General features: G+C 58.4%; 19 protein-coding genes. 12 read left to right on the top strand and 7 right to left on the bottom strand.

The features are described 5' to 3' along the window. Nucleotides 1-140 precede the first annotated feature (140 nt). Nucleotides 141-2,720, top strand: a complete 2,580-nt coding sequence (locus tag EU557_RS18635) for a DUF5916 domain-containing protein (RefSeq protein WP_210116082.1) — start codon at nt 141-143, stop codon at nt 2,718-2,720. Between the two features lie 259 nt (nt 2,721-2,979). Continuing rightward, nucleotides 2,980-4,446 (top strand): alpha/beta hydrolase-fold protein, encoded by a 1,467-nt coding sequence (locus tag EU557_RS18630; RefSeq protein ID WP_135531978.1) that lies wholly within the window; start codon nt 2,980-2,982, stop codon nt 4,444-4,446. A 7-nt stretch (nt 4,447-4,453) separates the two neighbouring features. Here the strand turns inward: EU557_RS18630 and meaB are convergent, their stop codons facing one another. Beyond that, nucleotides 4,454-5,431 carry a methylmalonyl Co-A mutase-associated GTPase MeaB gene (meaB, locus tag EU557_RS18625; RefSeq protein WP_135531977.1) on the bottom strand — a complete coding sequence of 326 codons (978 nt, stop codon included), beginning with the start codon at nt 5,429-5,431 and terminating at the stop codon, nt 4,454-4,456. 141 nt (nt 5,432-5,572) lie between these two features. Here meaB and EU557_RS18620 point away from each other — a divergent pair, with 141 nt between their 5' ends. Beyond that, on the top strand, nt 5,573-6,973 hold the full coding sequence (locus tag EU557_RS18620) for a DUF5723 family protein (protein ID WP_135531976.1): 1,401 nt from the start codon (nt 5,573-5,575) through the stop codon (nt 6,971-6,973). Nucleotides 6,974-7,211: 238 nt separating this feature from the next. On the opposite strand, the gene EU557_RS18615 is transcribed toward EU557_RS18620, so the two are convergent. The 3 genes from EU557_RS18615 to EU557_RS18605 form a co-directional block, all read right to left on the bottom strand. Then, complete coding sequence (locus EU557_RS18615; protein ID WP_135531975.1) at nt 7,212-8,306, bottom strand: YncE family protein; 1,095 nt, start codon at nt 8,304-8,306, stop codon at nt 7,212-7,214. 248 nt (nt 8,307-8,554) lie between these two features. After that, nucleotides 8,555-9,109, bottom strand: coding sequence for an NUDIX hydrolase (locus tag EU557_RS18610; RefSeq protein ID WP_135531974.1), 555 nt, complete (start codon nt 9,107-9,109; stop codon nt 8,555-8,557). Between the two features lie 130 nt (nt 9,110-9,239). Then, on the bottom strand, nt 9,240-9,980 hold the full coding sequence (locus tag EU557_RS18605; RefSeq protein ID WP_135531973.1) for a L,D-transpeptidase family protein: 741 nt from the start codon (nt 9,978-9,980) through the stop codon (nt 9,240-9,242). A gap of 202 nt (nt 9,981-10,182) precedes the next feature. On the opposite strand from EU557_RS18605, the gene EU557_RS18600 reads away from it, so the two are divergent. The 5 genes from EU557_RS18600 to EU557_RS18580 all read left to right on the top strand — a co-directional run bounded on the left by EU557_RS18600 (nt 10,183) and on the right by EU557_RS18580 (nt 14,463). Then, entirely contained in the window at nt 10,183-11,196 is a 1,014-nt protein-coding gene (locus tag EU557_RS18600) for an alpha/beta hydrolase (protein ID WP_167855269.1), read from the top strand. Nucleotides 11,197-11,213: 17 nt separating this feature from the next. Continuing rightward, entirely contained in the window at nt 11,214-11,654 is a 441-nt protein-coding gene (locus EU557_RS18595; RefSeq protein WP_135531971.1) for a DUF4174 domain-containing protein, read from the top strand. Nucleotides 11,655-11,727: 73 nt separating this feature from the next. Beyond that, nucleotides 11,728-12,897 carry an NAD(P)/FAD-dependent oxidoreductase gene (locus EU557_RS18590; protein WP_167855268.1) on the top strand — a complete coding sequence of 390 codons (1,170 nt, stop codon included), beginning with the start codon at nt 11,728-11,730 and terminating at the stop codon, nt 12,895-12,897. A 71-nt stretch (nt 12,898-12,968) separates the two neighbouring features. Next, nucleotides 12,969-13,352, top strand: a complete 384-nt coding sequence (locus tag EU557_RS18585) for a hypothetical protein (RefSeq protein WP_135531969.1) — start codon at nt 12,969-12,971, stop codon at nt 13,350-13,352. Between the two features lie 139 nt (nt 13,353-13,491). After that, nucleotides 13,492-14,463: a YitT family protein gene (locus tag EU557_RS18580; protein ID WP_135531968.1), complete on the top strand. Its 972-nt coding sequence runs from the start codon at nt 13,492-13,494 to the stop codon at nt 14,461-14,463. Nucleotides 14,464-14,558: 95 nt separating this feature from the next. Here EU557_RS18580 and EU557_RS18575 read toward each other — a convergent pair whose 3' ends face one another. The 3 genes from EU557_RS18575 to EU557_RS18565 all read right to left on the bottom strand — a co-directional run bounded on the left by EU557_RS18575 (nt 14,559) and on the right by EU557_RS18565 (nt 17,222). Next, a complete protein-coding gene (locus EU557_RS18575; RefSeq protein ID WP_135531967.1) occupies nt 14,559-15,350 on the bottom strand; it encodes an SDR family NAD(P)-dependent oxidoreductase in 792 nt (263 codons plus the stop codon). Nucleotides 15,351-15,593: 243 nt separating this feature from the next. Next, nucleotides 15,594-16,316: a DUF2490 domain-containing protein gene (locus EU557_RS18570; RefSeq protein WP_135531966.1), complete on the bottom strand. Its 723-nt coding sequence runs from the start codon at nt 16,314-16,316 to the stop codon at nt 15,594-15,596. 348 nt (nt 16,317-16,664) lie between these two features. Then, a complete protein-coding gene (locus tag EU557_RS18565; protein ID WP_135531965.1) occupies nt 16,665-17,222 on the bottom strand; it encodes a hypothetical protein in 558 nt (185 codons plus the stop codon). Nucleotides 17,223-17,367: 145 nt separating this feature from the next. Between EU557_RS18565 and EU557_RS18560 the strand changes: the two genes are divergently transcribed. The 4 genes from EU557_RS18560 (at nt 17,368) to EU557_RS18545 (ending at nt 23,277) form a co-directional block, all read left to right on the top strand. Then, nucleotides 17,368-19,161, top strand: coding sequence for a WG repeat-containing protein (locus tag EU557_RS18560; RefSeq protein WP_135531964.1), 1,794 nt, complete (start codon nt 17,368-17,370; stop codon nt 19,159-19,161). 540 nt (nt 19,162-19,701) lie between these two features. After that, complete coding sequence (locus EU557_RS18555; protein ID WP_135531963.1) at nt 19,702-22,080, top strand: SulP family inorganic anion transporter; 2,379 nt, start codon at nt 19,702-19,704, stop codon at nt 22,078-22,080. Between the two features lie 191 nt (nt 22,081-22,271). Next, nucleotides 22,272-22,775, top strand: a complete 504-nt coding sequence (locus tag EU557_RS18550) for an ankyrin repeat domain-containing protein (RefSeq protein ID WP_135531962.1) — start codon at nt 22,272-22,274, stop codon at nt 22,773-22,775. Nucleotides 22,776-22,866: 91 nt separating this feature from the next. Further along, entirely contained in the window at nt 22,867-23,277 is a 411-nt protein-coding gene (locus EU557_RS18545) for a DoxX family protein (protein WP_135531961.1), read from the top strand. Nucleotides 23,278-23,435: the final 158 nt, after the last annotated feature.

The following is a 23,435-nucleotide window of genomic DNA, read 5'->3' as shown; positions in this document are numbered from 1 at the left end:
CTAGCCGAGCTATATATCGGCGTTGCTACCCCGTCCTGACCTGGCCTAGGCCACTCCGTCAGGTGTTTAACTGCCCATCACCCATTCGCTTGTCCCACTTCTCCTCCCGCCCACACGCCGTGAAATGCTTCTGTATGTTTATGCTGGTCTGGCTCGCTATGGTAGCGCCCACCAGTGCACAAACAGTTGAAACGGCTGCCCAAGCCGCCGTACCCGCCCCCAAGCGCCAGCTGCAGGCCTTGCGCATCACCGAAGCCATAAAGCTCGATGGCCAGCTCGACGAGCCCATTTGGCAACAGGCCCCCATTGCCACCGACTTCATTCAGCAGCGCCCCAACCCCGGCCCGCACGAGAAGCACCCCACGGAAGTGCGTGTGCTCTACGACGACGCCAACCTCTACGTGGGCGCTATCATGCACGATGTGTCGCAGGACTCGATTATGCGGGAACTGAGCGCCCGCGACGACATTGGTAACTCCGACTTCTTCGGAGTTTTCCTGGATACCTACCACGATCAGCTGAACGGCTACAGCTTTATTGTGAGCACGGGTGGCGTGCAGGTAGATGCGCGCTACTCCCCAGCCGGGGGCGAAGACGGCAACTGGAACGCCGTGTGGGACTCGCGAACCACCATGCGCGGCACCGACTGGCTATGTGAAATCCGGATTCCGTACTCGGCCATTCGCTTCAGCAAAGCCCCGGAGCAGTTGTGGGGCCTGAACTTCATGCGCCAGCGTAAGCGCGACAACCAGGCCTTCTTCTGGAATGAGGTGAAGCCCGCCGTGGATGGCTTTGTGAACCAGTGGGGCGAGCTGCGGGGCCTGCGCGATATTACGCCGCCCTTGCGCCTCTCACTTACGCCTTACGTGAGCAGCTACGTAAACCATTTCCCATACCAGGAACAAGGCACCCGCAATACCAGCACCAGCTTCAATGGCGGTGCCGACGTGAAGTGGGGTATCAATGAAAGCTTTACTCTGGATGCCACCCTGGTACCTGACTTTGGACAGGTGCAGAGCGACAACCAGGTGCTCAACCTCTCGCCATTTGAGGTGCAGTTTCAGGAAAACCGCCAGTTCTTCACCGAGGGTACTGAGCTGTTTAATAAAGGCAACCTGTTTTACTCGCGCCGGGTGGGGGCCACGCCCATTGGGTTTAGCAGCGTAAGCAGCCAGCTCCGGAAAGGACAAATGGGCCCCGATGGAGAGCGTAGGCCAGGGGAAGCCGTGGTGAGCAACCCCGGCGTCACGCGCCTGCTCAATGCCACTAAAGTATCGGGCCGCACCAAGAATGGCTTGGGGGTGGGGGTGTTCAACGCACTCAGCAACGATGTGTATGCCACCGTGCGCGACTCCGTAGATGGCAGCCGCCGCGACGTGCTTACCCAGCCGTTCAGCAACTACAGCATCATGGTGCTAGACCAGTCGCTGAAAAACAACTCCTACGTTTCGCTCATCAATACCAACGTTACGCGCGTTGGCAGCACCTACGACGCCAACGTGACGGGTGGCCTATTCCGCTTCGCCAACAAAAAGAACGCCTATGCCGTGGATGGCCGGGTGGTGTACTCGCGGCGGCGCGGCAACAAATTCGGCTCCGAAAAGGCCATCGACGACCAGGACGGTTACAAGTACCAAGTGGGCGTGAGCAAGATCAGTGGCAATTTCACCTGGGGCCTAAATCACGGTATTGAGTCGGATAAGTATAACCCGAATGACCTGGGCATCTTGTTCGGCAACAACAACATCAGCCAGGGCGTGTACGCGAACTACAACAAGTATAAACCTTTCTGGAAGGTCAATAACCTGTATACCTATTTCAACCTAAACCACTCGCTGCTCTATAAGCCCACCCGCTACCAAAACGCCAACGTGGCGGCCGGCTTTAATACTACGTTCACCAAAAACTTCCTGTCGGTGGGCCTTGACTTCGATGCCAACCCCGTCACGCATGACTACTACGAGCCCCGCCAATACCCGCTGGGCGACTACTTTGTGCGGCTGCCGGCCAACGCCAACGTGGGCGGCTATATCTCTTCCGATTATCGCAAAAAGCTAGCGCTAGACGTTAATGGCGGCGTGCGGCGGTACGATACGGATGACCGCCTGGAGCGCGCCCGGCCCCGCCGCATGGGCTACGGCTGGAGCATATCGCCGCGCTACCGCGTCAGCAACCAGCTGAACTTCCGTTACAGCCTCGACTGGAATCTGAGCCAAAACCAGGTGGGCTACGTGAATGGGGACTTGGACGAGAGCCTGCCCGACGATGCGGAGTTCCGGAAAAACTACCCCTCCGATGTGCTGCTGGGCCGCCGCCGCGTGCTCACGGTCACGAATACCCTGTCGGGAGCCTATACCTTCAACAACCGCATGTCGCTCACCATCCGCACGCGGCACTACACCAGCACCGTGAACTACGCCGACTTCGCCCGCCTGGGCAAGAACGGCCAGGAGACCCTGGTAGACTACCGCCGCAACCGCGACAATACGTTCAACGCCTTCAACGTAGATGCGGTGTACTCGTGGTGGTTTGCGCCGGGCTCGCAGGTGAGCATCGTGTGGAAGAACGCCAGCTCCTCCTTCCTGGAAGCCAACGAAGCCACACCGCTCTATTTCGATAACCTGAACAACACCATCAACACCCCGCACAACAACAACGTCTCCATCAAAATCCTATACTATCTCGACTACTTGATGCTGAAGCGGAAGCTGGCCAGCTAGGCCAGTAGGAGAACTCATTACATCAGCACGTCATCCTGAGCTTGCGAAGGATCTTCTCATGGGAGCACGAGGCGCTAGGCCTGTTGTTTCCACATGAGAAAATCCTTCGCTCTGCTCAGGATGACGTGCTGTTTTAGCGAAACAGGAGCCGAGAAAATTCTTTTACAGCGGCTGTAACGGCGGCTGTCTGACGGCGGTATTCGTGGTGCAATCATCACTTGTACTGTCTTATTCCTTCTGCCTTATTGCCTGTTTCTCTATGCGATACGCCGCTATTTCATTGCTGCTGGTGCTCACTTTATTTACTGCAAAGGCCCAGCAGTTTAGCGTTACCTACACGCCCGCGGCCTACGCTGGCCCCTTCACGGGCAACGTGATTCTCTATCTGTCCTTGAAGAACGAGGAGCCCAAAAACCAAGCGGGCTGGCCCTGTTACCGGCTGGCCGTGCGGAATGTGAAGCCCGGCGAGGCCATCGTATTTTCGGATGAAGCCATTTCCTTTCCCACGTTGCTTTCCCGAATTCCTCGCGGTGAGTATTACGTGCAGGCCGTATGGGACCTGAACCAGGAAGGACGGGTAATCGGCCTGAGCACAGGCAATCCCTACAGCCAAGCCCAGAAGGTGTCTTTGCTGAGCAAAACAGAAACCTTCACGCTGGTGTGTGACCGGGCCGTGGCGGCGCCAGTATTTGTGAATACAAAATTCTGCCGGGAACTGAAGGCCCCCTCAAAGCTGCTGAGCCGCTTTCACCGCAAGCCTACTTCCCTGAACGCCGCCGTTATATTGCCCGCCGATTACTACACTCGGCCCAAGAGGCGCTACCCGGTTTTGTTTACTGTGGCCGGCTACGGGAGCACCTACCAGCACTACTCGCGCTCCGTGAGTACCGATACGCTACCCGCTAACCCCATTGATACCATTACTTGCATACGGGTGTACTTGGATGGTGACTGCTCGCTAGGCCACAGCGTGTACGCCAACAGCGCCAACAACGGGCCAGTGGGAGATGCCTTCACCACGGAGTTTCTGCCGCTGCTGGACCGCACCTACCGCACCAACGGTGGGCGTTTGCTGCGTGGGCATAGCAGCGGCGGCTACACGGTGGCCCACCTAATCACGCATTACCCCAAGCTATTTGCCGGGGCAAATGCCAGCTCGCCGGACCCGGTTGATTTCCGCAGCTTTATCCGCACTAATCTGTACGCGGGTCAAAACCGGGTAGAAATGGTGGACTCCTTGACCTACGGTGAACGAATACCTACGGCCAGTATCTTCGACCGCCCCAACATTGCTCATCACTTGGAAGATGTACTGTACCGAGGCGAGCAGGACGTGTCGTTTGATGCCGTGTTTGGCCCTCGGGGCCCCCGAGGCTTACCGCAGCCGTTGTTTAATTCAGCAACGGGCGCGCTGGCCCCAAAGGTCTTGGCGCACTGGAAACGCTACGATCTGACCCAATATGTGGTGCAACATTGGGCACAGCTCAGGCCAGACCTGGATGGTAAACTCCGCATGGCCGTAGGCAACGAGGATACATACTTCCTGAATGAGCCAGTGAAGCTCATGGACCAGGAAATGAAAAAGCTGGGCGCCGACATGCCCTTTGCGTACTATCCGGGCGACCATTTCTCCGTCGTGACGCCAGACTACAGAAAGGCGGAAGCTATGTGGCTGCGTAAAACCTACCTGCGCTGGTTGGCTCAGCACCCAGAGGCCAAGATATAATAAGCGGCTACTGGCCTAGCAGCTCCTCGGCGGCGCCGAAGGCTGATTTGCGGCCGTTCATGACCTGCTCCCTGATTTCGGGAAGGCGGGCGGCAATGTCGGGGCGGGCGTAGAAGCGGGTTTCCAGGGTTTCGCGGATGGTTTCGTGTAGCCAGTGCAGGTTCTGCTCTTGGCGGCGGCGCTGGAAGTAACCGCTTTCCTGGGTTTGCTGCACGTACTGCTCTACCAGCTGCCACACGGCCGGCACGCCCGCCCCCGTAACGGCCGAAGAAACCGTAACGACGGGGTTCCACTGCGAAGGGGCCAACGGAAACAGGTGCAGGGCATTTTGATACTCCACGCGGGCCCGGCGGGCGGCTTGCTCGTTGCCGCCGTCGGCCTTGGTGATGGTTACGGCGTCGGCCATTTCCATGATGCCCTTCTTGATGCCCTGCAGTTCATCGCCGGCGCCGGCCAGCATCAGCAGCAGGAAGAAGTCGACCATGCCGTGTACAGCGGTTTCGCTTTGGCCTACGCCCACGGTTTCCACGAATATCACGTCGTGGCCGGCAGCTTCGCAGAGCACCAGGGCCTCGCGGGTGCTGCGCGTGACGCCCCCAAGGCTGCGGCCGGCGGGAGAGGGCCGGATGTAGGCCTGCTGGTGCGCAGCCAGTTGGTTCATGCGGGTTTTGTCGCCGAGGATGCTGCCGCCGCTGCGCTGAGAGGTGGGGTCAACGGCCAGCACGGCCAGACGGTGGCCTAGCTCGCGCACCAAATGCAGGCCTAGTGCCTCAATAAACGTGCTTTTGCCCACGCCCGGCACGCCCGTAATGCCCACCCGCACCGAGCGGCCCGCGTAGGGCAGCACCGCATCGAGCACCTGCTGGGCCAGGGCCTGGTCGGAGGGCAGGGTGCTTTCCACTAGCGTAATGGCCCGGCTCAGCAGCACGCGGTTGCCGGCCAGAATGCCATCGGTGTACTCAGAAACGGAGAAGCGTTTTGCCAAAGCGGGAAAGAAATGTGCGGGAAGCTTCGTTAGTTTGAAGCCGTTACCAGGTGCCTACGTAAAGTAGGCGTGTGGTGGCCTACAGGCCTAGCCCAAGGTATCGGCCCCAAACTAACGAAGCTTCGGCCACAATTCCGTCTTATGAAACGCACTCGTCTTTCCCTGTTGCTGGGGCTGGCCCTTACCGTGCCCACCGTTCTGCGTGCCCAAAACGAGCTGAGCAACTTCACGGCTACCGGCCGGGGCGGCGTGGCCACCACCTTCGCCACCGACTATCAGGCCATCGGTATCAACCCCGCCAACCTGGGCCGGGTGGGTGGGGCTACTTTCTCCTTTACGCTGGGTGAGCTGGGGGCTGGCGTGGGCTCCCGCTCCCTCACGCGCCAGCAGCTGCGCAAGTTCATCTACAACACCAAAGACCAGCTGCCGCAGACCGATCGGTTGGAGCTGGCGCGGGCATTTACTTCCGATAATGCCCTGAACTTAAACGCCGATGCTACCACCCTCGGGCTATCGGTGCAGCTGCCCGTAATCGGGGGTATTGCTATCAGCAACCGCATCCGGACGGCGGGACACGTGGCCCTGAACAAGAACGCGGCTGAGCTGCTGTTTCTGGGCCGTGATGCGCCGGTGTACACCTCCCTGGGCGCAGGAGGCAACGTTCCGCTGGTATCGGAGGCGTTGGCAGGCACCGATCTGCAGTTTTCCCTGCTCAACGAGTTCAACCTGGCTTGGGGCACCCGGCTGATTGATCAGCCCATGTTCCAGCTCTCGGCCGGGGCAGGGTACCGCTACATTCAAGGGCTTGGCATTGTAGACATTCGGGTGGAACCGGGCAACCTGCAGGCCTACAGCTCCATGTCGCCGCTGTTTGATATCAACTACGGCTCCTTGGCTACTAACCCTAGCTTCAACATCCGGAACGGCAGTGGCCTTAAGCCCGTGGGTACCGGCCACGGCTTCGACCTGGGCTTAGCTGCCGAAGCGGGCAAAGCTCTCCGGCTGGGTGTGGCCATTACCGACATTGGGCACATGGACTGGGAAGGCAACCTGGTAACGGCCAACGACCAGCCCTTAAAGCGCCTCAACTCCAGCGGCGTCGGGACCTACAACTTTATCAAGGAAGCTACCCAAATCTTCGCCGCCGGCACTGATAGCCTCTTTAACTATCAGGCCAGCCAAACCCGCCGCGCCGATTTACCCACCAAGCTGCGCGCTGGCGCCGGCCTGCGCATCAGCGAGTATTTTGAAGCCGGCCTCGACGTGACCCTGCCCTTGAACGATGTAGCTGGCAACCTACCTTCCGCCTTCGTGGGCGCCGGCCTCGACTACAAGCCCATGCACTGGCTGCGCCTAAGCAGCGGCCTTACTGGTGGCGCCGGCTACGGGCTCAGCGTGCCACTAGGCTTCACGCTCACTACCTCCGTCTACGAAGCCGGCATCAGCACCCGCGACGTGGTAGGCCTGGTAGCGTCTAAAAACCCCTATGTTTCCGTAGCCGCGGGCTTCCTCCGCTTCAAGTTCGGTGGCCAGTCGCAATAGTGGTGATTTAGTGATTGAGCGAGTTAGTGAAGTAATCTAGGCCTATTAGGATGCAGAACGCCAATCCTTCCCTTCTACCTCGCCAAGCCTTCTAAATCGCAAAGCCCTACGTCCATGTGGACGTAGGGCTTTTAAATAAGTCAAAGATTGTAGAGGGCTGACGAATTATTACTTCGCTCCGCTCACCATGATGATAGGCTTAGGCCACTTCACTCAATCGCTATTTCACTCAATCACCTCATTTCCCCGGCTCCGTTATGAAGTTGGGGAGGCCTAGCTTGCTGCGGCGGCCGCCGAGCTTGAGGCCGTTGTCGAGGTAGGTGGCTTTATCAGAGTTAGGGTTCTGGATGATGCCGAGGAAGAGGTTGTCTTCGCGGGCCACGTAGATGTTGCCATCGGGGGCGCGCTGCAGGGAGCCCACTTTCCGGTTAGCCGACTTGCCTACTACTGTGGCTTTGCCGGTTTTCAGGTCGAACTGGAAGATCTGGGCTTCGCCGCCACCTTCGCCGTTGCTGGAGCCGTAGAGCTTGCTGCCATCGGGCGAGAACTCCACGCCGTAGGCCTCGGGGTAGGGCGCAAAGGCCTTCACGTTGCTTACCTTGCCGGTGTTGCGGTCGAAGTCGAAGACCTCGTACTTGTTGGCTTCGCGCCACAGTGCCACGGCCAGCTTCTTTCCATCGGGCGAGAACTTCATGGCGCCAATGGCATTGCGGCCGGGGCCGGCGTGCATGGAACCCACGTTGCTCAGGATGGGCTTGCTCTGCACGCCGTCGGCCGTTACCAGGAAGGTCACGAAGGCGTTGGAATTCCAGCGGTGCGCCACAATCCAGACGTCGCGGCCGTTTTGGTGGCGCACGGCGGCCAGCTTCTCGGCCACGGGCGTAATCAGGAGGGCATTGGCCCGGGGCACGTCGCCGAGGCCGTTGTCGCGGGTCATGTCCACGGTAGAATAGCGCAGGCCATTGCCGTTGCCCTGGGCCGCTACCGTGAACACGTAGAACACGTTGCCGCTGCCGGGATCGGGCACGATGAGGGCGCTCTGGGTGCTGGAATTGGAGCCCATCAGCTTTTTGCCGTTGGGCATCACCTGGTGCTGGCGGTTGAATACAAACTCGCCATTGGTATAAAACAGCAGCTGGCCCTGCTGGTTGGTTGCTACCGCCGAGCCTTCATAGGTAGTCATTTTGCTGGTGAGCAGCGGAGTAGGCGCGCCACCATCGGCGGGGAAGCTGAGCCCCGCCTGCTGGCCAAACAGCCAGATAGACTGCTCCCGCTGGGCAAAAGAAGCCACGGCCGGTAACAGCAAAAGCAACAGAAGCGAAAGTCGTTTCATCGAAAAGATAGTGAAAGCGCAGAGTGCGTTCGTGACGCAACTTATAACGCAATTTCGTGCCAGATTTAGGTGCTGAAGTGACGGAGGAGGTAGGTGAGGAGGCAAGGTGGCCTAGGCCTGTATATCATCCTATCGAGCTGGTTGACACATCCCGCTCGAATTGTTGAAGTAGCGCCACAACCTCAGCACATGAGATGTCTCAACCAGCTCGACAGGACGTTCATTTAATTTCACCTCATCAGCACATCTCACACTTCCCATTCACCAGCGAGCAGCCTTGGGATGAGGGGGCGGATAATGTTGTAGCTGGCGCCCCAGAGTTTGTAGGCGCCTATGTGATAAAACGGTACGCGGCGGGCGCTAGGCCAGCCGGGCAACTGCCAGTCTTCTTCGGTGTGATTGGTTTCGTCGGCGAGGTGAAGCAGCGGAATCTCCAGCACTTCATCTATTTCGCGGGTTTGCCATTCCCATACCTCCGGGCGACGAATGCGGCCCAGAAAAGGCGCAATGCAAAAGCCTGAGAGTACGGGCACCGTGGGCAGCGCCGTGAGGATCTCCACATTGGTCGGCAGCAGGCTTACTTCTTCGTGGGCTTCGCGCAAGGCTGTGGCCTGCAACGACACATCTTCGGGGTCGCGCTTGCCGCCGGGAAAGGCTAGCTGGCCGCCATGCACGCCAAACGCTGCCCGGCGCACCATCACAATCTGCAGCTGCCCCGTGGCATCGCGAAACACGGGCACCAGCACCGCCGACTCGCGCAGATTCTTAGGAATTGGAACGTCTGAAATAGAGGGGATAGACATACGTGCAAGGTACAGTGCTGGGCCTATAACAAGGCTAGGCCACTCTTAGAACACAGCCAACGCCGCAGTAGATCCGGGTAAGGGCAAACTGCTGAGGTGTGCGCCAACAGTTCCATACCTGCCCGGTAGTTCACTGCACCGCGTAGGCTCCGCGGTCGGTTACCGTTACGGCTGGCAGCAGGTGGTGGTCGGCGAAGTATTGATAACCGGGTGCCAGCTCCTGCCAAAAGCCCATATGTGGGCTGCTCAGGCGGCGGGCCAGGTTGCCGGGAGTAAGCTCAAACGGGAAAATATGCACCGGAATGTCTGTTTGGCCGGCGGCGCGGGCTTCTATAGCCAGCACGTACAACTCCCGGATACCTGCGTCGGTGATGGGCAAACAGCCAATGGTCACGTCGGAGCCGTGAATAAAAATGTCCTTGCCCGGATCTTCTAGGCCACTGCGCATCAGGTCGGCAGCGTTCGGGTAGTCGAGGCCCAGCGACAAGTGGTACTCGCTGATTGGGTTGAAGCGGTTGATGTAGTAGAAACCTTCGGGCACTTGCCCGTCGCCACCACGGCGCTTGGGCCCAAGCGTGCCCGATGTGCCCGCCAGTCGAAACGTACGCAGCAGCTGATATTCGCCTTCACCTTGGTTCCGGCCCCAGGCCTCCACTCGTCGCTCCACCTTCAGGGCCCGGATAAACAGCTCCAACCGCTCCGGGTCAAGATGGTGCTCCTGCAACATGACGTGCATGCTGTTGCCAACCAGGGCATAGGCATCCCGCACGCGGGGGTAACGGAGCTGGTCTTGCCGAAAAGCCGGATCAGGAGTAGAGGAGGGGAGGTAGCAGGCCGTGAGGAGGGTGACGGCCCAGAGCAGCAGACGCATGAAAGAGAGGTGTGGCCTAGAGCTGTGTGATGAGCACTGCCAAGGCGGTGGGTAGCTCAACGCTACTAACGGCTGCAAAAGTATGGGAAGTGCTATATTCAAAACCAGCCTTACTTCTTTTTATGCAATTACACGCTATGGCTGCCCAGCTGCTACGTATACTCAACTATACCACTTAGCCTATTGCCTGCGTATGGTTAGCATGTCGCATTCCGAAGTATCGCCTCCCGCTTCCTATTCTGATTATGTGCCCGACATCCTCGGCGAGGGTTTTGAGCAGCTTACCATTACTCCCGCCGATTCTCCCGATTACGAAGGGCCCGTGTTCAGTACGCTGGTGCGCCACCCAGCCGACGTGCCCACCACCCGCGCCGTACTGTATGTGCACGGCTTCAACGACTACTTCTTTCAGCGCGAGCTGGCCCTAACGTATGGGGCCCACGAGTTTAACTTCTACGCCCTCGATTTGCGCAAGTATGGGCGGTCTATCCGGTCTCACCAACGGCCCAATAACGTCCGCGACCTGCGCGAGTATTTCTATGACCTGGATGCGGCGCTGGCTCGGATTCGGGAGGAAGGCAATACCACCATTGTACTGAGCGGGCACTCCACCGGCGGCCTCATCATTTCGTTGTATTTGTGGTACCGGAAAGAGAAAATCAGCGTAGCGGCGGTGGTGCTCAATAGTCCTTTTCTAGAAATGCACCAGCCCTGGCTATTGCGGAGGCTAGGCATTCCGTTGATGAAACGGCTGGGCGCCAAGTGGCCTGATATGAAGTTGAAAACCAACCTTTCTCCCATATATGGGGAAAGCCTGCACCACTCATTCCAGGGCGAGTGGGACTATAATCTGGAGTGGAAGCCTAACCAAGTGTTCAGCATGAATGCGGGCTGGCTGCGGGCCATTCGGTGGGGGCACGCCCAAATTCGGCGCGCCCTCGGGATTGAGGCCCCCATTTTGGTGCTACACTCCGACCGTACCGCCCGCCGTGGGCATCGGGAAGATGTGTTCGAGACGGATGTTGTTCTTAACGTGGCGCACATCCGGGAACTTGCTCCCTGGCTAGGGCACCGCGTAACCACGCATGCCTTAGAGGGAGCTATTCACGATGTGTTTCTCTCCCGGGAAAAAGTACGAGCTGAGGCCTATCGGGTGCTATTTGAGTGGCTGGGCCGAGTATTATCGCCCCCGCTAGCTCGGCCCCAAGCAGCCTAGCCTGCGTATGCAGCAGCATGAAACGCTTTGTCTTCCTGCTCCTGGCCGTTACTGTATGGAGCGCCACCGTTACGATGGCCCAGAACGCGCCAGGCTCACTAGCCTCTTGGCTGCCCAAGCAACGGTGGCAGAAACGGGTGGTTCTGCTGTGCGCCCCCAATAACACCACTCCCGAGCTGCAGGCCCAGCAACAGCAGTTTGCGGCTGCCAGAAGTGCCATGCAGGAGCGCGACATTAGTGTGCGGGAGGTGCTGTTCGAGCAACTATCGGCGGCCGATAAGCAGTATCTGACGCAAAAGCTCGGGGTGAAAACCAGCGGCTTTACCTTATTGCTCATCGGAAAGGATGGTGGCATAAAGCGCCGAGAAACCCAGCCAATTACCCCTAAGTCGCTTTTTCAAACCATTGATGTAATGCCCATGCGCCGCGAGGAAGCCCGGGGTTCTAAGGGGACCTAGGCCACGTGCTTGGCCTTGCCCATGCACGGGCTGAAGCTGAACCTTACCTTTGGGTAATCATACGGCCGTCTGCTTGTCTAGTATCACCGCTACTACTTACGATGTACTCATAGTGGGCGCTGGCCCGGCAGGTACCGCCTGCGCCCTGGCGTTGCGGGGTAGTGGCCTACGGGTTGCGCTGGTAGACAAAGCGCAGTTCCCGCGCGACAAAATCTGCGGCGACGCTATTCCCAGCCCTACGCTCAAGGCCCTGACGCGCCTTAACCCGGCGTATGCCACCGAGCTGCGGGCTCTCACGGCAGCGCACCGCGCCGAGGTAGCCCATAGTCGGTTGATAGCCCCCGCCGGGGCTGAGGTAAGCATCCAGTGGAAAGCTCCGGCCTTCAATAGCCCGCGCCTGCACTTTGACGATGCCCTGCTCCAGCTAGTACGCCGCCATACCCGCACGGAGGTGCTGGAGAACTGGCCCGTGCAGGCGGTACAGGCCACCGCCGACCACGTTGTGGTGCGTCCTAGCCGGCCCGAGCTGGCACCCCTCACGGCCCGTTTGGTTATTGGCTGCGATGGAGCACACTCTGTAGTAGGCCGCCACGTAGCACCCTGGCCCCTCGACCGCAGCCGACACTGCGCCGCGGTGCGTGCCTATTACACCGGCGTGCAACAAGCCCCTGAAACCACCAGCGACTTCTTTTTTCTGCGGCGCCATTTGGCAGGCTATTGCTGGGTATTTCCGGTGGGCAATGGCGTTTACAACGTGGGCTTCGGGATGCTATCCTCCGACATTGCCCGCGACCAGGTAGATCTAAAGGAGGTGCTACGGGAGTTGCTAGCTGAGCACCCTGGCCTAGCGCCTCGGTTTCGCCAGGCCCAAGCCCTGAGCGAGGTTCGGGGCTTTGGGCTGCCGCTGGGTGGTTCTGCTAGGCCACTCACTGGCGGCCGCGCCTTGCTCTGCGGCGACGCGGCCGCCCTCATTGACCCCATGCAGGGCCACGGCATTGACAAGGCAGTGCAGAGTGGCCTGCTGGCCGCCAAGCACGCCATGCGCTGCTTTCAGCAGAACAATTTTGGCCCCGAGAGTTTGCAGCTGTATCAGGAAGAAGTGCAACGCCGCATTGGTCGGCCCTTGGGCCAGCGCTACCGTCTCATGCGGCTGCTTGCCGCCCGCCCATGGCTGGTTGATGGGGTGATGCAGTTGGCGCGCATACCCTGGCTGAAACGCATGTTCGTGAAAGCCATCGGCTAAAAGGTTTTTAACTTTATGTAGCTCAACACGTTCTTACTACCAGGCCCAGTTCAGGCTACCCTCCCTTACTCTTGCTGACTCGCTCCCTCATATCACTCTCGCTGCGCCTGGCGCTGCTGCTGGCCTTCTGGCTGGGAGCGTTGGCGTGCCCGGCATCATCGGGGAAGGCTCGTCAGCCCGACATCCGGGCCCAGCTAACAATTGGGCATCAGCCTACTGAGCCAGGTTTTCAGTTTTCTTCGGCTGCTATGCTGGAGCAGGCCGCTCTGCTGCCGGCCGTACCACAAGTGCCCGCAGTACTTGTCGCTAGTGGCCTGCCGCCCGTCGCGCTAGCGTGGCTAAGGCCGGTGTGGCCTTCGGCCGTGGGCCTGCCCACCAATGTGCGGCCTTGCGCCCTGCCCGATTTATTTCGGGTGCGCCTCTTGCTGACGGCCGTAGCGCCCAACGCACCCTAGCTACCACTGGTTTACTGTTGTGTATGACGTGGGCCTTGAACACTTGCGGTTCAACGCCACGCCGCCTTCGTGCATCTGGCTTAAGCCCAGGGCACTGTATTCTCACGGAGGCGTTTTTACTAGAGTCTAAATCAAGTGTATGTTTTTGCAACAACTGTTGTTTGAGCGCAACAAAAAAGCGCCCGGTGAGGGAGCCCCCACGGTGGTAGGTCCACTGCCTGAGTTTCCTACGGAGGCCTTAGGTGCCGCTCGTCGCCGTATGCGGCGCGGTGGGCTGCAGGTAGGGTTAATTGTGGCTGGTATCTTTTCGGCTGCTCTGGGGCTGAAAGGGTTTTTGCTGCCTAATGAGTTTATTGATGGCGGTGTAACGGGTATTTCCCTGCTGCTGAACCAACTGACTGGCCTCTCGCTGTCGGCGCTAATCGTGATTATCAATATCCCTTTCATCATTATGGGATACTACCAGCTGGGGAAAGGCTTTGCCTTACGCACGCTGGCAGCCATTCTGGGACTGGCATTAGTGCTGCTGGTTATTTCCTTCCCGGTTATTGCTACCGATAAGCTCCTGATTGCCGTGTTCGGCGGCTTTTTCCTTGGAGCAGGCATTGGCTTAGCTATTCGGGGAGGTGCCGTGCTCGATGGTACCGAAATTCTGGCGGTGTATATCAGCAAGAAAACGCCCCTTAGTGTTGGCGATATTGTGCTGGTTATCAACATCCTGATTTTTGGGGTGGCCGCAATGCTGCTGTCTATTACTACTGCCCTGTACTCCATTCTGGCGTACCTCTCGGCGGCCAAAACCATGGACTTCATCATCGAGGGAATTGAGGAATACACCGGCGTGACCATCATTTCGCAGCACTCCGATGCTATTCGGCGCATGATTACCGAGAAGCTGGGCCGCGGGGCAACGCTCTACATGGGCAAGCGCGGTTTCGGTAGCCGTGGCGAGCAGCTAGAGTCGCTCGACATCATCTTCACGCTAGTAACCCGACTAGAAGTCTCTCGCCTGACCGACGAAATTGACCGCCTCGATCCGCAGGCGTTTGTGGTTATGAGCAGCGTGCGTGATACCAAAGGTGGCCTAGTAAAACGCCGCCCCCTACATTAATCCATACCCGGTAGCAGGAGCAAGTTTACAAAAAAGCCCCACTGGTTTCTCAAAGGTTGAGAAACCAGTGGGGCTTTTTTATAAGTAGGAGTGGCCTAGCCGATGCTCCGGATAACGCCGCCGTCAACGCGCACGGAGGCGCCGTTGGTAGCCAATGCCAGTGGGCTAGACAAGTACACTACCATGTTGGCTACCTCCTCGGTGGTGGCAAAGCGCTGCAACAGGGAAGAGGGCCGGGCATCGCGGAAGAACTCGTGCTCGGCCTCTGCCGATGTCTTACCTTCGGCGGCCATCTTGCCAATAAACTCTTGCACCCCCTCCGAGGCCGTGGGGCCCGGCAGCACCGAGTTCACCGTGACGTTGGTGCCCTTGGTCAGCTCCGCCAGGCCGCGAGCCACAGCTAGCTGCGCCGTTTTAGTGGTGCCATAATGAATCATCTCCTCCGGAATCTGTAGGCCTGACTCGCTGGAGATGAAAATGACGCGGCCCCAGTTGTTGGCCAGCATCTGCGGGAAGTAGTGGCGCGACAGGCGTACCCCGCTCATCACGTTCACCTCAAAGAAGCGCAGCCACTCCTCATCCGGTATCTCGGTGAAAGGCTTGGGGTCGAAGATGCCCACGTTATTGATCAGAATATCCACGTTAGCCACTTCGCGCAGGAGGTTGGCTACTTCCTCGGGCTTGCCAAAGTCTACGGCCACGCCACGCACGTTGGCCTGCGGCACTGCCCCCTGAATAGTAGCGCGAGCTTCTTGAATGCGCCCCTCCGTGCGGCCAGTAATGATGATATGAGCGCCTTCGGCAGCCAGGCCACGGGCAATGGCCAAGCCAATGCCGCCCGTAGAGCCCGTAATGAGAGCTACCTTGCCGGTCAGTTGTAAGTCCATAGGTAATGGTTGGTTTAGGTCAATTCCTTGTCTAACCCGCGAAGCCTGGTTTTGTCTACGTGGCCTAGCCTACCCATTGGGAAGGTAAACGGTGGCCTAGAGCGGTGGAGCCGCCCTTGCTATAGAGCTGTCTTGACCAGCTCTATAGCAAGGGCATTATCAACAACGGATGTCAGCTGCCCTCTGCCTCTGGTCAACTAGCATTGGCTCCGTACCATTAGTTGCTAGGCCACTTGAGTGGCACTACCGTTCTGCGGCGGGGCGGAAATCGGGGTTGAAGTTTAGGCTGACTTGTAGGGTGTGGTTTTGCTCGAAGACCACGCCATCATCGTGTTGCACAGTTTGGTGCAGGTAGCTGGTTTCTACGCCTAGAGCCTCCGTAATTTGATAGCCTAGGCCACCATAGAGGCGGTTTTGGTTGAACACATTGGCCTTCACGTTACGGCCGTAGCTGATGAATAGCTCATCTGAGGCCAAGGCGTAGAGGGTACCGGCTTCCACGGTTGGGCGGTTGAGCGGAAACTGCAGCTGCAGGCGGTAACGAGAACGGTTTTGAAAGGCGTAGGCCACATCTTCGGGGCCGCGCAGCCAGCGCAGATCCTGGGTGTAGCGGTGCGTAAGCGTAAGTCGGCCGAGTGAGTTTTCTAGCTCGGCGCGCACAAAGGCCCGCCGCTCATGGCTGCGGCCAGACTCGGGAAAGTCGCCGTAGGGTAGAGACAACAGGTACACGTAGCCCCCCGTGACCAAGAGTTGCTCAGTGGCGTGATAGTTAAGGCCAGTGCGGTAGAAGTACTGCTGCGGGTCTTGTAGGCCCTGGGTGCGGCGGTACTGAAACTCGGTGTGCAGCCCCCAGCGTCGGCTGAAGCGCGCATCGCTGAAGTAAGCCAGCCAGGCGTTGTGGTTGCGGTCGGTGATGCGCTCAGGCGGCATCGTTTGGGCCAGGGCCCCACAGGGTAGCAAGCTCATCAGCCCGATCTGCCACCGTACATGCAAAGAAGTTAACACGTTGAGGCTAACGCAAAGCTGAGCAGAACGGATACGCTTTGAGCGCTAGCGGCCACTAGTAGCCCGCGTAGCACAAGAGGCCCAGCACGGAGTGAGCAGGAAAGCAAGGCAAGAGAGTAGGCTAAAATGATGGCGCACCACTCGCGACATTGTCAGATCGGCTGCACACGCATAAAGGTGTTCCTAGGCCACTTTTCACAAAGCATGCAGCTTAATACGGCAGGGTGAGAAAGGAACCTAAATGCCTCTTACCAAGAACGCCCAACTGCTCGCTGAGCAATTGGGCGTTCTTGGCAAAAGATTATTGGGCTAGCGACGGGGAAATAAAATATCGAGAATGTCGCGGCCTACGGTGCCGGGGCGGCGCTGCTCAGCGGCCCGCCAATCATACTCAGCATCATAGGCCCGGTCGCCGTGCAGAATGAACGCACCGGGCTCCAACCGAACACCAACCAAACGGTCGCAGCTGGTGGGTGGCGGCTGATGCCCAGGAGGGCGGTTGGGGTACCAAATACGGCACTCGCCGGGAGGTGGGTAATGCCCCTTAGGTACCCCGGCAAGTTCCCGCGGGCCAGGTGTGCCCGGCCGCGGCAGAATTACCCGGCCCAAAACGCCTCCCACGCCACCAACCGTCCGCGGATTGCGGGAATCGGCCCGGCCATCTTTGTAGCGGTCGTCACGTTCCTTGTCTTCGTCCTTGCGGTCCTTATAATAGTCTTTCCGTTCCTTGTCGTAATCCTTGCGGTCTTTCTCCTTGTATTCTTTCTTGTCCTTGTCTTTGCCTTTACCTCTGCCCTCGTCTTGAGCCCAGGCAGGAGAAGCGGAAAGGAATAAGCCAGCAGCTAGCAGTAGGTGAAGTATTTTCATCAGCAGTAGAAATGATCGACTAGGGAAGTTCTTATGCCGTCTTGGGCAAAGTTCGGACCACAATGTATTCAGCATCGGCTATGGATGCGGCAGCGCCATAGGAAGGAGTTTATCCGACCGGGTAAAAGCTGTTCCTTTGCCTAGTATGTTGCACAATTTCCTGTTTAGTCCTTTTTCTGATGCCGGGCAAGGCCAGCTCTACGAGCAAGTGCGGGATATACTGCGCGCTGAGGCCTCAACGGGAACCACATTACTGCTGGGCAACTTTGCCGTAGAAGAGGAAGGCGTAGCACTAGATGCCGTTATTGTGCGCCCCCATAGCATCACCTTGCTGGTGCTTGTGCCCCGGGGAGGCCAGCTGCAGGTGCCAGCCCTAAGCTACGGAGCGTGGCAACTGGATGGAAAGCCACTGGCCGGAACCTTAGCCACCGCCGACAACCCCTATGAGCAGTTTCGCCGGCAGAAGGCCGCGCTTGCCGCTTGGCTGAGTTCCCAGTTCGCTCCCGAGCAAGCCAATTTGCAGTTTATCACGGGGCTGGTGGTTTTTGCCGCACCCGTTACATTTGGTTCCAGCGTAGAAGAGCAGCTTACCCAGCAACCTGATGGCAGCTTTCATCTACTAGGGAACCTTCAGCAGTTGTCCCGCCGCCTGGTTCAGTTGGCTCGCCCGGAAATTGATTTCAGTGAAGCCGACCTGGCAGAGTGGGCCCGCACGCTGGCGGCCCCAGAACAAGAAGCCGAGATATCATCGGCTGAGCCATTCTATTCTGAAGCGGAAGAGCCAGTTGCTACTCTACCTGCCGAGCGAAGTTTTCTAAGACGAGCTTGGGGCTGGTTGGGGGCTGAAGACGTTCCCGAGGATGTTCCATACGGCGGACAACCGGCGGCGCGAGCAGCAGCGAGTACTGCCGAAAAGCAGCGGTTAGAACAGATGCAGCGCGAGGCCCAGGCCCAGGTGCAGCAGCAACTCCAAGCCCTGGAAGCCCGGGAGGCCGAGCGGGAGCGGCGCATTGAAGAGTTGCGGAACCAGTTGGCCCAGGCTCCACCCGTAACCACTGAGGCGCAGGAATTGCAGGAGCGACTTGCCACGGAGAGCCAGGAAAAAGCAGCTCTGGAAGCTGCCATCCAAGCTTCACGCGCCGAATCAGAAGCCCGCAACCGTGACCTAGATGCTAAAATAATGCAGCTGGGCCAGCTTATCGAGCAGCTGAATACTAGAACCGCGGCCACTGCTGGTCCCCTCCAGGCCACGCCCGCGGCTCGCGGGGGCAGTCAGCTACCAAAGCAGCGTCAGCGCCTGTTGCGAACGGCTGCCGTGGTGGGGGGCGTAACCCTGCTGGGCGCCGGAGTATGGGGCCTGAGTAGGTTGGGCGGTACTTCTGCTGCCACAGCTCCCGTATCTACCGCAACTGCTGGCTCGGGTTCGGCCACGGAACACACGCGGCCAGCGGCCGAGAGTGTCACCACTGACCCAGCCCCGGCAAATGACTCCGACGCGCCTTCTGTGGAAGAGGCCTACGAGGCGCGCTATCCGTACGTGGATGGCTACGCCCGGGTGAGAATGAAGGGGGGAGCCTACACTTTTATTGACCAGAACGGACACCCCTTCAGCGCTACTTATTTAGAAGCCCGCGATTTCTTGGAGGGCTACGCCGCCGTACGCGACCAGCGCGGTTGGCAGTACATCACGGGGCCAGAACCGGAAGACCCAGCAACGCCCCCTTTCCTGTTTTTAGAAGCCTATTCCTTCCGCGACGGCTTGGCACGAGTACGCCTGGAGCCCGGCTACACGTACATCACTAAAAGAAACCTGGCGGGGCAAGGCCCATCGGTCTTTCAGTTATATGAGGCCGCAACGGATTTCGAAAATGGCCGGGCAGAGGTGACTCTAAGAGGGGATAGATTTATAATTGATAGCACGGGTCAGCCAGTAGAGTAGTGTGCTAGGCCACTACCACAGTGGCCTAGCACACTCAGAAAGGGTAGGCCCCATCATCCAGACGGGTAGTAGCCTAACATGGGGCGACTGTACGTGGAGAACCTCAGTGCGCCCTGTACTGGTGTATGCCTTGAGGAGGCAGAACAGCGTGAAGGCACCAGCATGAGCTTCCTCTTCAACGGCTAGTTTAATAGAATTATAATGATACTTTAATCTGGTTGTAATGTGCATTTAATGCACTTATAAGACCCTTTTAATAGACGCTTAATGTCTCGCTTTTAGGGGTGGGGTATATTTGTGCGGTATGTAATACCAACTGGTTCGAGGTTTTCACTCACGCGTTTTGCCATTTTAAAAACCATGATGCGGCCCTCTAAAAACCTTTGTGCACGGTAGCGCTCCTCTTCTTCCAGCTCATCTGAGCTGAGCGCTAGGCCCACCAATTCTTCCGGGCTCTATTTCTCCTGTGCGTTTCCTTAACCGCTGCTAGGCCTATTGGCCTGGCCTGGTTCACTCTTGTCTTTAGTTGCGTGAATTAATATGAGTAATCAACCTGGTGCTGCTCGTTTTTTAGACTTCACATATTTTAAAAACGACTTTCGGGGCGGCTTTGTCTCGTTTTTGGTGGCGGTGCCCCTGTGCCTGGGCATTGCGCTGGCTTCGGGTGCGCCGTTGTTTGCGGGCATCATTGCCGGGATAGTGGGCGGGCTGGTGGTAGGGGCGCTGAGTAAGTCGGCGCTAAGCATTTCGGGTCCCGAGGCCGGACTGATTCTAGTAGTAGTGAGTGCTCTAGATTCGTTGGGTTCGTTTGGGGCGCTACAGTTGGCGCTGTGCGTGGCCGGACTGATGCAGATTGTGCTAGGCATTGCACGTGCCGGCATTATCAGCAATTTCATTCCATCGGCCGTGATTAAGGGGATGCTGGCTGCAATCGGCATCATCCTGATCATGAAACAGCTTCCCCACCTGCTAGGCTACGATGCTGACGCGGCCGAAACGCTGGCCCTGTTCCCCAAAACCGGCTCGACCATTACGGCCCTGCTCCAAACCGCGGTGCACCACATTCAGCCTACTGGCCTAGCCATTGCAGTGCTGGCTTTGGCCGTGTTGGTGCTCTGGGAGCAAGCGGTTATCAAGCAGCACCGCATTCTTTCTAAAGTGCCGGGGGCCCTGATAGTGGTGGTGCTGGGCGTGGTGGTAAACCAGCTGGTACTGGCCTTTAACCCCGCTTTGGCGTTGCGCGGCACCCACTTGGTGCAGCTGCCCGTGGTATCCAGCGCCGCCGATTTTCAGAACCTGTTCACCCTGCCTGATTTCAGCCAGCTTACCAACGTGAAGGTGTACCTGGCGGCTTTGTCCATTGCCTTGGTGGCAAGCCTGGAGGCGCTGCTGGCCATTGAAGCCACCGATGCCCTTGACCCACTTAAGCGCAAAACGCCTACCAACTGGGAGCTGAAGGCCCAGGGCGCGGGCAACCTGGTAAGTGGCCTGATAGGTGGCCTACCGCTGACTTCCGTAATCGTGCGCAGCTCGGTGAGCCTGAATGCGGGCGCCCGCACTAAGCTGGCGGCCCTGCTCCACGGTACGTTTCTGCTGATCAGTGTGCTGCTCTTCCCGAAGCTGCTGAACATGGTGCCGTGGGCCGCCCTGGCTGCTATTCTGCTCGTGACGGGGTACAAGCTGGCGCGCATAAGCGTGTTTAAGGAGCAGCTGCAAGGCGGCTTCACGGAGTTTGTGCCGTTCATTGTGACCATCGTAGCCATTCTGGCGACGGACTTGCTCATTGGCATTGGGATTGGCGCGGCCGTGGGGATGTTCTTCATCCTGCGGGAAAGCTACCGCAATGCCCATTTCTTTGAGCACCACACCGTTGATGGGCGCGATAAAATCCGCATCAGCCTGGGCGAGCATGTATCGTTCCTCAATAAGGCCAGCATCCTGACGGTGCTCAAGGATATTCCCGAAAATGCCACCCTGGAAATCGACGGCACCAACTCCGCCTTCATCGACCGCGACATCCTTAGCGCCATTGAGCATTTCCGCGACACCGCCCGGCAGCGCAATATTCAGGTAGTATTCTTGCGCAAGGGCGAGGATTACACCCAGAGCCTAGCCGAGCAGCGCCGCGTAAGTGAGCCCGAAGCTGAGTTTGAGGCCTACTACAAACTATTCAACAACGACCGCAACTGGGTAAGTCAGAAGTTAATGAACTCGCGGCATCCGGGCGCAGAACCAGCCACCGATGATGCCCCTAAGTTCCTGTTCATTGGGTGCTGCGACAGCCGCGTGCCAGCTAGTGAAATCATTGGGACGGCGCCAGGCGAGGTATTCGTGCACCGCAACGTGGCCAACCTGGTGGTAAGCACCGATTTGAACCTGATGTCGGTGCTGGAGTACGCGGTGGAGGTGCTGGGCGTGGAGCACATTGTGGTGTGCGGGCACTACGGCTGCGGCGGCGTGCGCGTGGCCATGGAAAGCCCCGAAAACAGCCTGCTCACTAGCTGGCTGGGCAATGTGCGCGAGGTAATGCAGCGCTACCGCACCGAGCTAGAGGCGCTAGAAACCGACGAAGAGCGCTACCGGCGTCTCGTGGAGCTGAACGTGATTGAGCAGGTGTATAACCTCTACCAAACCAACGCTGTGTTGCAGGCGCGCCAGCACAGCCGCCCGCTGCATATTCACGGCTGGGTCTACGATTCTCATGCGGGCCGCATCCAGGACCTGCAGATTGATACCCGCCGCGACTTTGCTGAGTACGATACCGCCCTGCGCTACCAACTGCGCCCCGACGGCCTCGCTCGCCTCGGCGGCACGTTGCACCAGCCCCCAGCTATCTATTCCATTTTCGCTAACAACACCGGTGGCCCCATCATTGCCATTCCGCCCTTGCGCGGCGATGCGCCGCTGGGCACTCCATAAAACCACTTTTGAGGGGAAGTGAGCACAAGGCCGGGCTGGTAGTCCGGCCTTGTTGCGTGGTGGCCTAGGCCTAGGGTTGGAAAAGTTGCTTTTCTACCGCCGCCGCAAAACCAGTAAATCGTAGGGGTAATCCATTTTCTGGCATCGTCGTAGTATGTACGAACTTGTTTTACCCTTGCACTGCTGCCTTTATGGATTTTACCTCTGCCCGGCCCGAAGACTTACTGATTGATGCTGCCCGTAACGGCGATGTTGCCCACCTCCAGGAGCTCCTGGCCAGTGGCCTCGACGTAAACATGCAGAATGGCAAGGGCTTCACGCCGCTGATTGTAGCTGCTTATGATGATCAGGTAGAAGCCACGCGGCTGTTGCTGCAGGCCGGCGCCGACCCCAACGTGCAGGATGCTTCTGGCAACACGGCCTTGATGGGGGTGAGCTTTAAGGGCTACCCCGAAGTGGCGCGCCTGCTGATTGAGCACGGTGCCCAGCTTGATGTGCAAAACGGCAATGGCGGCACAGCTCTCATGTTTGCCACCCTGTTTGGCCGCAACAACATACTGCCGGTTCTGCTGCAAGCTGGTGCCGACATCAACGTGCAGGATGTGCGCGGCCTCACCGCTCCCGACCTTGCCGTGCAGCAGGGCAACGCCGAAGCCCTCCGAATCTTCGATGAGCATTTCGGCCGTAAGTCCTAGGCCTCTGGCAAGGCTGTTCTGTACAAAGTGCCCAAGGCTAAGTCAATAGCCTTACCTTAAATAGACCATTAACCCTTACTGCCTTACATCTATGGACCGCGGAAACACTTACGCCTCGTATGCCTACGCTTTGCTGCGCATTGTGGTGGGCTTGCTCTTTGCCATGCATGGCAGCCAGAAGCTGCTGGGGTTCCCCGGCGGCGACGGTAACACCGTAGAAATTGCCTCACTAATGGGCGTGGCTGGTATCATTGAGCTGGTGGGTGGCCTCCTGATCTTGGTGGGTTTCCTCACGCGCCCCGCCGCCTTCATTGCCAGCGGCACTATGGCGGTGGCCTACTTCATGGCTCACGCACCCCAGCATGCCCTGCCCATCGTGAACAAGGGCGAGCTGGCCGTAGTATTCTGTTTTGTGTTCCTCTACATCGCGGCCCAGGGCGCAGGCGTCTGGAGCGTTGATAACTCGCTGCGCCGCCGGAGCCCTGCCACGGTAGGCGTGTAGGCCTGCTCAACTTGGTATATGCACAACGGCCGGACACTTGTCCGGCCGTTGTGCGTGGTATTACTTCTGTGAGGTACGGCGGCTGTCAAAGACCAGGAAGCCTACCTGGAAGATGTACTGATTCGTGTTCTGCCGATAGGCATAGGTCTTGTTGTTGA

It is taken from the genome of Hymenobacter wooponensis (assembly GCF_004745865.1).
Taxonomy (GTDB): Bacteria; Bacteroidota; Bacteroidia; order Cytophagales; family Hymenobacteraceae; genus Hymenobacter; species Hymenobacter wooponensis.
Note: the sequence above shows the minus strand (reverse complement) of the source record. Positions and strands in the feature narration are given on the sequence as shown.

Bases quoted from the DNA above. Each gene is read 5' to 3' on its own strand.
- EU557_RS18610 (WP_135531974.1), bottom strand. From the start codon at position 9,109: ATGTCTATCCCCTCTATTTCAGACGTTCCAATTCCTAAGAATCTGCGC.
- EU557_RS18570 (WP_135531966.1), bottom strand. From the start codon at position 16,316: ATGAGCTTGCTACCCTGTGGGGCCCTGGCCCAAACGATGCCGCCTGAG.
- EU557_RS18580 (WP_135531968.1), top strand. From the start codon at position 13,492: ATGTTTTTGCAACAACTGTTGTTTGAGCGCAACAAAAAAGCGCCCGGT.
- EU557_RS18600 (WP_167855269.1), top strand. From the start codon at position 10,183: ATGTCGCATTCCGAAGTATCGCCTCCCGCTTCCTATTCTGATTATGTG.
- EU557_RS18545 (WP_135531961.1), top strand. From the start codon at position 22,867: ATGGACCGCGGAAACACTTACGCCTCGTATGCCTACGCTTTGCTGCGC.
- EU557_RS18615 (WP_135531975.1), bottom strand. From the start codon at position 8,306: ATGAAACGACTTTCGCTTCTGTTGCTTTTGCTGTTACCGGCCGTGGCT.
- EU557_RS18575 (WP_135531967.1), bottom strand. From the start codon at position 15,350: ATGGACTTACAACTGACCGGCAAGGTAGCTCTCATTACGGGCTCTACG.
- EU557_RS18560 (WP_135531964.1), top strand. From the start codon at position 17,368: ATGTTGCACAATTTCCTGTTTAGTCCTTTTTCTGATGCCGGGCAAGGC.
- EU557_RS18595 (WP_135531971.1), top strand. From the start codon at position 11,214: ATGAAACGCTTTGTCTTCCTGCTCCTGGCCGTTACTGTATGGAGCGCC.
- EU557_RS18630 (WP_135531978.1), top strand. From the start codon at position 2,980: ATGCGATACGCCGCTATTTCATTGCTGCTGGTGCTCACTTTATTTACT.
- EU557_RS18605 (WP_135531973.1), bottom strand. From the start codon at position 9,980: ATGCGTCTGCTGCTCTGGGCCGTCACCCTCCTCACGGCCTGCTACCTC.
- EU557_RS18565 (WP_135531965.1), bottom strand. From the start codon at position 17,222: ATGAAAATACTTCACCTACTGCTAGCTGCTGGCTTATTCCTTTCCGCT.
- EU557_RS18550 (WP_135531962.1), top strand. From the start codon at position 22,272: ATGGATTTTACCTCTGCCCGGCCCGAAGACTTACTGATTGATGCTGCC.
- EU557_RS18555 (WP_135531963.1), top strand. From the start codon at position 19,702: ATGAGTAATCAACCTGGTGCTGCTCGTTTTTTAGACTTCACATATTTT.
- EU557_RS18620 (WP_135531976.1), top strand. From the start codon at position 5,573: ATGAAACGCACTCGTCTTTCCCTGTTGCTGGGGCTGGCCCTTACCGTG.
- EU557_RS18635 (WP_210116082.1), top strand. From the start codon at position 141: ATGCTGGTCTGGCTCGCTATGGTAGCGCCCACCAGTGCACAAACAGTT.